9 protein-coding genes are annotated in these 8,322 nt (G+C 63.1%); 1 reads left to right on the top strand and 8 read right to left on the bottom strand.

Annotated elements, in window-relative coordinates; genetic code table 11:
• Positions 1 to 341: 341 nt before the first annotated feature.
• The 8 genes from EOA13_RS36030 to EOA13_RS35995 form a co-directional block, all read right to left on the bottom strand.
• Complete coding sequence (locus tag EOA13_RS36030; protein ID WP_127297905.1) at positions 342 to 1,406, bottom strand: ABC transporter ATP-binding protein; 1,065 nt, start codon at positions 1,404 to 1,406, stop codon at positions 342 to 344.
• Positions 1,406 to 2,194, bottom strand: coding sequence for an ABC transporter permease (locus tag EOA13_RS36025; protein ID WP_127297904.1), 789 nt, complete (start codon positions 2,192 to 2,194; stop codon positions 1,406 to 1,408). The genes EOA13_RS36030 and EOA13_RS36025 overlap by 1 nt, the downstream gene beginning before the upstream one ends.
• Positions 2,194 to 3,057: an ABC transporter permease gene (locus EOA13_RS36020; protein WP_127297903.1), complete on the bottom strand. Its 864-nt coding sequence runs from the start codon at positions 3,055 to 3,057 to the stop codon at positions 2,194 to 2,196. Before EOA13_RS36020 ends, EOA13_RS36025 begins: the two co-directional genes overlap by 1 nt.
• 65 nt (positions 3,058 to 3,122) lie before the next feature.
• A complete protein-coding gene (locus tag EOA13_RS36015; protein WP_127297902.1) occupies positions 3,123 to 4,184 on the bottom strand; it encodes an ABC transporter substrate-binding protein in 1,062 nt (353 codons plus the stop codon).
• A 57-nt stretch (positions 4,185 to 4,241) separates the two neighbouring features.
• On the bottom strand, positions 4,242 to 5,213 hold the full coding sequence (locus EOA13_RS36010; RefSeq protein WP_127297901.1) for a PfkB family carbohydrate kinase: 972 nt from the start codon (positions 5,211 to 5,213) through the stop codon (positions 4,242 to 4,244).
• On the bottom strand, positions 5,210 to 6,250 hold the full coding sequence (locus EOA13_RS36005; RefSeq protein ID WP_127297900.1) for an ADP-ribosylglycohydrolase family protein: 1,041 nt from the start codon (positions 6,248 to 6,250) through the stop codon (positions 5,210 to 5,212). The genes EOA13_RS36010 and EOA13_RS36005 overlap by 4 nt, the downstream gene beginning before the upstream one ends.
• Positions 6,251 to 6,253: 3 nt before the next feature.
• Positions 6,254 to 6,979: a GntR family transcriptional regulator gene (locus EOA13_RS36000; protein ID WP_127297899.1), complete on the bottom strand. Its 726-nt coding sequence runs from the start codon at positions 6,977 to 6,979 to the stop codon at positions 6,254 to 6,256.
• Between the two features lie 219 nt (positions 6,980 to 7,198).
• Positions 7,199 to 7,468 (bottom strand): DUF982 domain-containing protein, encoded by a 270-nt coding sequence (locus EOA13_RS35995; protein WP_027035091.1) that lies wholly within the window; start codon positions 7,466 to 7,468, stop codon positions 7,199 to 7,201.
• An 84-nt stretch (positions 7,469 to 7,552) separates the two neighbouring features.
• On the opposite strand from EOA13_RS35995, the gene EOA13_RS35990 reads away from it, so the two are divergent.
• Complete coding sequence (locus EOA13_RS35990; RefSeq protein ID WP_023814060.1) at positions 7,553 to 7,810, top strand: hypothetical protein; 258 nt, start codon at positions 7,553 to 7,555, stop codon at positions 7,808 to 7,810.
• The last annotated feature ends 512 nt before the right edge of the window (positions 7,811 to 8,322 follow it).

The raw sequence follows: 8,322 nt of genomic DNA, 5'->3' as shown, positions 1-8,322 counted from the left end.
CGCTCACGAAGATCATTTGAAAGCGCTCGCGTCATCAGATGCTGGCCTCCAATCCAGCCAGCATCTTGAATCACAAACATCCGGCTTTGGGAATCCTACGATTCTCTCAAAATAGGAATCGCTCTAGCCCGATGGAGGGACAGCACCCCCCTCTGCCCTGCCGGGCATCTCCCCCGCAAGGGGGGAGATTAGCCGTCATACCTGCTTTCGCAAATTTTCGACGTTGCAGAAAGGGCAGTGACGCTCAAACCGCCAATCTCCCCCCTTGCGGGGGAGATGTCCGGCAGGACAGAGGGGGGTGCGAAGGAACGCCAACAGTCCCTGCTATCGAACCGCGTCGACTAGTTTGCCGCAATCAGCACGGTGCTTTTCGGCGACCAACTGAGCATTACCTCCTGACCCTCGGCCAGTCTTTCGGCACCGGTGTTCTGCACGATGACCTTCAACGTCTGACCAGCGTGCTCGACAAAGTACGTGCTGTTGTTGCCGGCGAAGATGCGCTTGGAAACCTGCCCCTTGAGCATGTTGGCGGTGCCATCCGGCGCTCCGGCATCCGTGGCGATGCGGATGCGTTCGGGGCGCACGGCGCAGCTCGCCTTGGCGCCGGCGGCAAGCTTGGCACCCGCGCCGGCGGCAATCGCCGTGCCGTCCGGCAGCCGGATACCATTGCCCGTCGTATCGCCGCGAAAAATGTTGGCGTCGCCGAGGAAGGTGGCGGCGAATTCGCTCTTCGGCCGGTCGTAGATCTCCTCCGGCGGGCCTTCCTGCACCAGCCTGCCGTCGCGCAATATGCCGATGCGGTCGCTCATCGTCAGCGCTTCTTCCTGATCATGGGTGACGAAGATGGTGGTGATGCCGATCTCGCGCTGGATGCGCTTGAGCTCGATCTGCATGTCGACACGCAGCGCCTTGTCGAGCGCACCCAATGGCTCGTCGAGCAGCAGCACGCGCGGCTTGGTGACGATGGCGCGGGCGAGAGCCACACGCTGGCGCTGCCCGCCGGAGAGTTGATGTGGTCGGCGGCCGCCGAGCTTGCCGAGTTGCACCAGATCGAGCGCGCGCTGCACCTCGGTAGCGATGATCGCCCTGGCCTCGCCGCGCACCGACAGGCCGAAGGCGACATTGTCGGCGACGCTCATATTGGGAAACAGCGCATAGTTCTGAAACACCATGCCGATGCGCCGCTTTTCGACCGGCACCCGCTCAACGCTTTCACCGCCGATGGTGATGCGGCCGGAATCGGGAAAATCGAACCCGGCGATCTGCCGCAGCAGCGTGGTCTTGCCGCTGCCCGACGGCCCGAGCAGCGCGTAGAAGCCGCCATCGGCGAAGTCGATGGAGACGTTGTCCAGCGCCTTGTGTGCGCCAAAGCTGCGCGAGACATCGGATACCTGCACGCCGGCCATTATTTCTCTCCGCCGAATTTGAAGAACCGCGCCGTCAGCAGCATCAGCGCCATAGACACGACAATGATGATGGTCGAGACCGCGTTGATCTCGGGCGTAAAACCCTTGCGGATCGCGGCGTAGATTTCGACCGGCAGCGTCGTCTGGCCCGGCGTCGCCAGGAAATAGGACACCACGAACTGATCGAACGAAACGGCAAACGCAAACAGCCCGCCGGCTATGACGCCGGGCATGATCCAGGGCAGCGTAACGCGCCTCGTCACCTGCCACTGGTTGGCGCCGAGCGAGCGCGCCGCCTCTTCCAGCTCCGGCGCGAAGGTCTGCAGCCGGGCCGAGACGACGACGATGACATAGGGCAGCGCCAGTGCGACATGGCCGAGCAGGATGGCATGCAGGCCACGGCCGATGCCAACGCCGAAGAAAAAGATCAGCATCGCCGTGCCGGTGATCAGCCACGGTATGGCGATCGGCGGAAACAGCAGCGCCTGCAGGAATTTCTTGCCTGGAAATTCATAGCGAAAGAGCGCCAGTGACGCCGCAGAGCCGAGCACGACGCAGATGACGGTGGTGATGACCGCGATCTCGACGCTGTTCCAGGTGGCCGAGATCAATTGGTCGTTCTGCCACAGCGAGGCGTACCACTCGGTCGTCCATTCGAACGGCAGTTGGTAGAAGGGCGAGACGTTGAACGACATCAGCGCCATGATGATGATCGGCAGATAGAGAAAGGCGAGCAGCAGGCCGATGTAGAACCGGCCGAGCCATTCGAGGATGCGGGTCGTCGCCATCACGCGGCCCTCCGCAGCATTGGCGAGGCCACCGCCAGAATGACCAGCACCACCGCCAGCAGGATGAAGGAGAGCGCCGCACCGAGCGGCCAGTTGAACACGGCGACGAACTGGTCCTCGATGACCGTGCCGTAGAAGGTGCCGGTACGGCCGCCCAGGATGCGCGGCTCCATGAACGAACCGACGACCGGCACGAAGATCAGCGCCGCACCCGCCACCAATCCGGGCATCGACAGCGGGATGATCACCCGCTTCAGCACCTGCAGCCGCGATGCGCCAAGCGAGCGCCCGGCCTCGATCAACGAGTCGTCGATCGCCTGCAGCGTCAGATAACAGGTCAGCACCATGTACGGCACATAGGAATGCACCAGCCCGATGATGACGGCCGGATAGGAATACATCAGGTCGATGTTGATCTTGAACGGCAGCACGGCATTAAGCGCGGTGTCAAGGATGCCACCTTCGCGCAAAACCATCGCCCAGGAGAAGATGCGCACCAGCCCATTCGACCAGAACGGCAGGATGACGAGCAGGAAGATCGCCTCGCGGCTGCGCCCCTTCAGCACCTTGGCGAGCACATAGGCCGCGGGATAGCCGATGACGACGCACCACAGCGTCACTTCGAGGCCAAGGCGCAGCGAGGCCAGCAGCAGCGTCAGATAGAGGCTCTGCGAAAAGAAGGCGGCATAGTTGCCAAGCGTGAACGCCCACGGCTTTCCCGACAGCGGCAGCTCGGTCATGAACGAGAAGAAGACCATAGCGGATAGCGGCAGGAAGATCGCCACCGTCAGCCAGAGATAGGCTGGCGCCAGCAGCGGCAATGCCGATCTCAGCCCGCTTCGCGACGCTGTCGCAGCTGCCATGGTACCCTCCTCCCAGTATTGGAAGAACCAGCCGACGCGAACCGCCGGCTGGCCTGGCTGTGATCTTACTTCACGTCGACCTTAAGCTGCTGCCAGAGCGCCAGATAGGCTTCGCGCTGGGCGTCGGTGATCGGCGCCTGGAACTGGATGCGTTTGGCCACTTCGGGATCACCCATGACCTTGCGGTTGAAGGCATCCTCGGGCAGCGCTTCCACCGCCTTGGTGTTGGCGGAGACGGGAGCACCGACCTTGGTGACCCATTCGACGTAGAATTTCGGGTCGATCATGTAGTTGATGAAGGCCTCGGCGCCGGCTACGTTCTTGGCGCCGACCGGAATGGAAAACGCGTCGAGCCAGGCAACGGCGCCTTCCTGCGGCACGACCAGCGAGACCGGCAGCTTGAAATGCGTCTTGGCGCGATCGGCCGAGCCGCTCCAGTAGGTGCCGATGTCGATCTGGTTGGAGGCAACCATCTGGTTCCAGTCGTTTTCCGAGCTCCAGAAGGTCTTGATCTGCGGCATCAGCGAGGTCAGCTTCGTCTTGACCGCATCCATATCCTTGATGTCGTTGATGTTCTGGCCAGTGGCGATGGCGCCGAACTGCACCGCTTCAACGGCATCGTCGCGAATGACGACGCGGCCCTTGTGGGCGGCATCCCACATCTCGGCGATGCTCGTCGGCGGCTTGTCGAAGGATTTGTCGTTGATGGCGAGTGCGGTGAGGCCCCATACCCACGGCACGCCGTAGACCTTGCCGTCATGGACGAGCATCGGCGATCCCGCCTTGTCCTTGCTGATATCGGCGTAGTTCGGCAACTTGGAGACGTCGATCGGCTGGATCAGCTTGCCGTCCATCGCCTGGTCGTTGAAGGCGGCGTTGATCATGACGACGTCGTAGAGGCCGGGATTGGTCCGGATCTTGGTCAGCATTTCCTGTTCGGAATTGAAGAAATCGTTGACGACCTTGTTGCCGGTCGCCTTTTCGAAAGCCTCGACGGCCCACGGCTCGTCGGCGCCGTAGCCCTTCCAGTTGAGCACATGCACTTCGTCGGCCTTGGCGGCGAACGCGAGTGCGGAGGTAAAGACGGCGGTCGCCGTCAGCAGAGCAGTCAAGTCAGGCATGCGCATGGTTGGTTCCTCTCTGTGGGTTTGCCCGGTTCCCGGGCTTGTCAGGCTTTCCAGCTGTTATGCATTGGCCTTCTGTGTCCGGCCTGCTGCCGATGGGTCGGCGGCATGGCTCAGGAATGTCTGGATTTCGTGATCGCTCGGCGCCGACGAGCCGCCATGGCGGGTGACCGAAATGGCCGCCGCAGCATTGGCATAGCGCGCTGCTTCGAAGGGCGGGATGCCGTGCGCCAGCGCGCTGACGAAACCGCCGATATGGGTGTCGCCGGCGCCATTGGTGTCGATGGCGCTGACGTTGAAGCCGGCAATGGTCTGCGCTGTGCCGTCGGCCAGCCTGATATGGCAACCCTTCGCGCCAGCGCGAATGATCACGCCAGCAGCCTTGGGGCAGTGGTCGGCGAGAAGTCGTGCCGCGAGTCCCTCGACATCGCCTGGGCCGGCAATCTCGGCGGCTTCCGTCGTGTTGCAGCTCAGCCATGTGGTGCGGGCAAGCACCCGCGACAGGATGGGACGCGGAATGTCCGAGATGACCGGCGTCGGATCGAAGACGAAGGGAATATCTGCCGGAAGTGCCTCGATCCAATCGGTGAGCGCATCGCGGCTCTTGGGATAGCTTAGCGTGTAGCCGGAGGTGAACACCCAGTCTCCCGGCGCCACCGCGACCGGCGCCATCAGGTCGCGGCTGAGCACGCTCTCCGCCCCTGGCCACGACACGAAGGTGCGTTCGGCGTCGCTCGAAATCATGGCGACGCAGTTGCCGCTGTCCGTCAATGGCGATGGCGGCGTCAGCGTCGCGATGCCCTCGGCGGCGAAAGCGGCACGCAGGAAATCGCCATTGGGTCCGCTGCCGAGTTGGCCGCCGAACACCACCTGCATGCCGGTGCGGCTGGCCGCGACCATCATGTTGAAGCCGCCGCCGGCGATCTGGGCGAAGCTCGACGCCGTCTTTTCCATGCCGGGCGCCGGCAGGGCGTCGATGCGGTAGACATAGTCGACCACGGCACTGCCGACATGGACGAGACGGCCGCTCATTCCGCCGCGTCCTTGCCGGAACCGATTTTCGCCACCCTTGCTGCCACGAGGTCGGCGGCAAGCGCGCGAACCTCTGACATGTCGAGGCCGACAAGCCGGGCGATATGCTGTTGAGGCAATCGGGAAAAACCGCTGCAGGCGCCGGCCATGCCGGCGGCGATGGCGCCGATCGTATCGGTGTCGCCACCAAGATTGGCGCTGATGATGGCTGCTTGCCAAGGGTCGCCACTCGCGACTTCCAGCACGGCGAAGGCCGCCGGAACGGATTCCTGACTGGCGACACCGGTGCCGACCAGATCGGTGATCAGCCGGATGGCATCCCTGATCGCCTTGCCGCGCACGATGTCCTGTGCCCAGACGATACGCGCGGCGATGTCGCCGCCGGTGACCCAATGACCAAGCGTCGCCCCTCGCCTCGCCGCCGCGACGGCGCTGGCGGAAGCATCGCGCCAGCCACCGCCGGCGATGCCGCGGCTGACGGCAGCGGCAACGGCAGCAGCGGAAGCGATTGCGATCGAGGTGTTGTGCGTCGCCCGGCAGGTCTCCGCCACCTTGGCGACGAACGCCTCCAATGGTTCGAGCGGCATCATGATGCCGACAGGCCCGATGCGCATGGCCGCGCCATTGGTGTCGCCGCTGCGTCCCGCTTCCTCGGCCGGCACGCCATTGTTGATGGCATCGATGGCCCGCTTGGTCGACGGCCCCAAAAGATCATAGCTGCCGCGCGCCTTGACCTCGCGCTCCCAGTCGAGCAGCGCATTGACCCAGCGCGCGTGGTCGAAACGGTCGCCGGATTCGACCAGGATGCGGCCGAGCAGCAGCGCCTGCTCGGTATCGTCGGTGATGGTTCCGGCGGCCAGTCCCTTCGACACCGGATGATCGGCGAAAGGCTCGATGAAATCCTCGACATGGCCGTGGAGTTCGGCAATGCGAACCGGCGACAAAAGCTGCGTCGGCATGCCGAGCGCATCTCCCAGCGCTCCGCCGACAAGCGCGCCCATGGCGCGATCGATGGCCTTGCTGGTTGCATCCGACATCGCTCAGAACCTCATATGCAGCGCAAAATGTGCCGGGTTGAGCAGGCTGGTGACATACTCGATCGGCCGATCGTCAGCCGCACGCGTCAGCCGGCGGCCGCGCAGGAAGGGCGTGCCTTGTGAGCAACCGAGGATGGCCGCATCCTCGGCATTGAGCATCTCGATCTCGACCCATTCCTCGCCATGGTCGGGAATGAGGCCGGCGGCGCGCAGCGTCTCGTGCAGCGAGCCCTCGCGCAGTCCGCGCAACGGTACGTCCTCAAGCTCGGAGGACAATGGCAGCCGGCTGCGCTCGATGGAGATCGCATGGCCGTCGCTGGCGTTGGTGCGCACCCGGTCAACGGCAATGAAGAACGGGCTTTCGATACCAAGCAGCGCAGCCAGATCGGGGTCTTCGATGACCTCCAGCCGCAGCGTCCGCGTCTCGGCATTGGCGCCGGCATCGGCCAGCGCGCGCGACCAACCGATGGAGTCATCCACCGGCTTGCCGTCGAAGGTGACGAACGAGCCAATACCAACCCTGGTCGTGATCAGCCCGCGGCTGGACAGTTCTTCGAGGCCCTTGCGGACCGTATTGCGACTGACGGAGAAGCGCTGGACAAGTTCATTCTCGCTTTGCAGGCGGTCGCCGAAGCCGAGAACACCGGAGCGGATTTCATGTTCGAGAACGGTGGCGATCTGCTCGGGTTTGCCCGTACCGGGAGACAGTTGAACCGCGCGCCGCTTCATATGGGTACCTGTTCACTGAACCTGTATAGTCTTGTTCAATATCTGGATAGAAATGCCGTGTCAACAGATGCCGGAAACAGGCCCAATGAACCCCGAATTTCGGATTGTCCGCAGAGCGCGCCGAACTGGCCGGTTGCCATGGCCCGGAAAAGCCGGTGTGAAAGACCGAGATCAATCAAGAGGATAGAGCCGATCCTTGATTCAATTTCACCGGGCAGGCTACGGGATCGACACCTCACGCGGCTCAACGAGAATGTCCGCCTCGATAGCGGCGTTGATGAACGCCGCCCTTGCCGCCGAGACTTCTTTCTTTCCCTCGAGCACGGCCAGACAGACCTTACGGGCAACCATATGCTTTTGCCCGGTTGCAACCGGCCAGCGGTTCAGCAGGATGTCGGCAGCCTGAGCGACCCGCTCCACGTTGAAGATCGAGTTTCGCGATCGGCCGAGCGCAATCCTGACCGGCTCATCGAAACGCTGATCTTGCACGATGCCACTCCCCAAAGTCGGCATTCATCGATTCGCGGCCTTCAACCCCGCGCAATGTGATAGGTTCCGCGACAAAGGTGCAAGATGTCCGATTCCAGTGGCCAGAAAAATCCCAGGCTGATCGTCGTGGTCGCGTTCGATCGCGGTGAGGATGGCGAGCTGTTCCCAGCCTTTGGACCCGCCGACCAGCAGAGCGAAGACCGCGCCATACGCACCGCCAGGGCTCTGGCGGCAAAGCATGCCGGCGTCATCGCCTGGAGCCGCGAGGCCGATCCGACGCTGGGCGAATACGGCCCGCCGAACACGCTCTTCGTCAGCGGCGACGTACCTGACATGGAGTAATCTATTGGCGCCAAGCAAAAGCCCGCCACGGTGAACCGGAGCGGGCCTTGGAGGAGGACAAGGGTGGGACCCTCTCCTCTTGTTTCCACGGGGGGTGTGGACCGCGGCCATCTTACAAAAATTTTGAAACAAGCCGGATCACAAGCAGGCCTGCACGCATCACAATCCGGTGGGCGCGAGTATCGAGCCGGTCACGAGATTGCGATCACCCTCCCTTATGACTGGCATTCTGCCCTGGTGGTTAAGGCAGCATCACGGATGGTGTCAGAGACAGCCCTTGGCCAGGGATAGCATCGCCGCCACGATGGCTCCGATCTGACCAGAGCTTGTCAGCGGCCGGATGCGAGCGGCAAGGGTACGGCATCAAGGCAGACGATCTGCCGGAAGGCAGCATGACAACCGCCAGGGTCTTGTGGCGAGGCACCAGGCATCCGCATCGCGTTTTGGAAACGCAACGCATTTCGCCTCACACGTGACCGACGAACATCAATCTATACAAGGGAGGGATGGGC

The sequence above is a fragment of the Mesorhizobium sp. M7A.F.Ca.US.011.01.1.1 genome (assembly GCF_003998295.1).
In the GTDB taxonomy this organism is placed as follows: Bacteria; Pseudomonadota; Alphaproteobacteria; order Rhizobiales; family Rhizobiaceae; genus Mesorhizobium.
The sequence above is the reverse complement of the archived record's forward strand: the minus strand, read 5'-3'. Positions and strand labels throughout refer to the sequence as shown.

What these genes read in the sequence shown, in the direction of transcription:
- EOA13_RS36030 (WP_127297905.1), bottom strand. Translation starts at nt 1,406, where the DNA reads ATGGCCGGCGTGCAGGTATCCGATGTCTCGCGCAGCTTTGGCGCACAC.
- EOA13_RS36025 (WP_127297904.1), bottom strand. Translation starts at nt 2,194, where the DNA reads ATGGCGACGACCCGCATCCTCGAATGGCTCGGCCGGTTCTACATCGGC.
- EOA13_RS36020 (WP_127297903.1), bottom strand. Translation starts at nt 3,057, where the DNA reads ATGGCAGCTGCGACAGCGTCGCGAAGCGGGCTGAGATCGGCATTGCCG.
- EOA13_RS36015 (WP_127297902.1), bottom strand. Translation starts at nt 4,184, where the DNA reads ATGCGCATGCCTGACTTGACTGCTCTGCTGACGGCGACCGCCGTCTTT.
- EOA13_RS36010 (WP_127297901.1), bottom strand. Translation starts at nt 5,213, where the DNA reads ATGAGCGGCCGTCTCGTCCATGTCGGCAGTGCCGTGGTCGACTATGTC.
- EOA13_RS36005 (WP_127297900.1), bottom strand. Translation starts at nt 6,250, where the DNA reads ATGTCGGATGCAACCAGCAAGGCCATCGATCGCGCCATGGGCGCGCTT.
- EOA13_RS36000 (WP_127297899.1), bottom strand. Translation starts at nt 6,979, where the DNA reads ATGAAGCGGCGCGCGGTTCAACTGTCTCCCGGTACGGGCAAACCCGAG.
- EOA13_RS35990 (WP_023814060.1), top strand. Translation starts at nt 7,553, where the DNA reads ATGTCCGATTCCAGTGGCCAGAAAAATCCCAGGCTGATCGTCGTGGTC.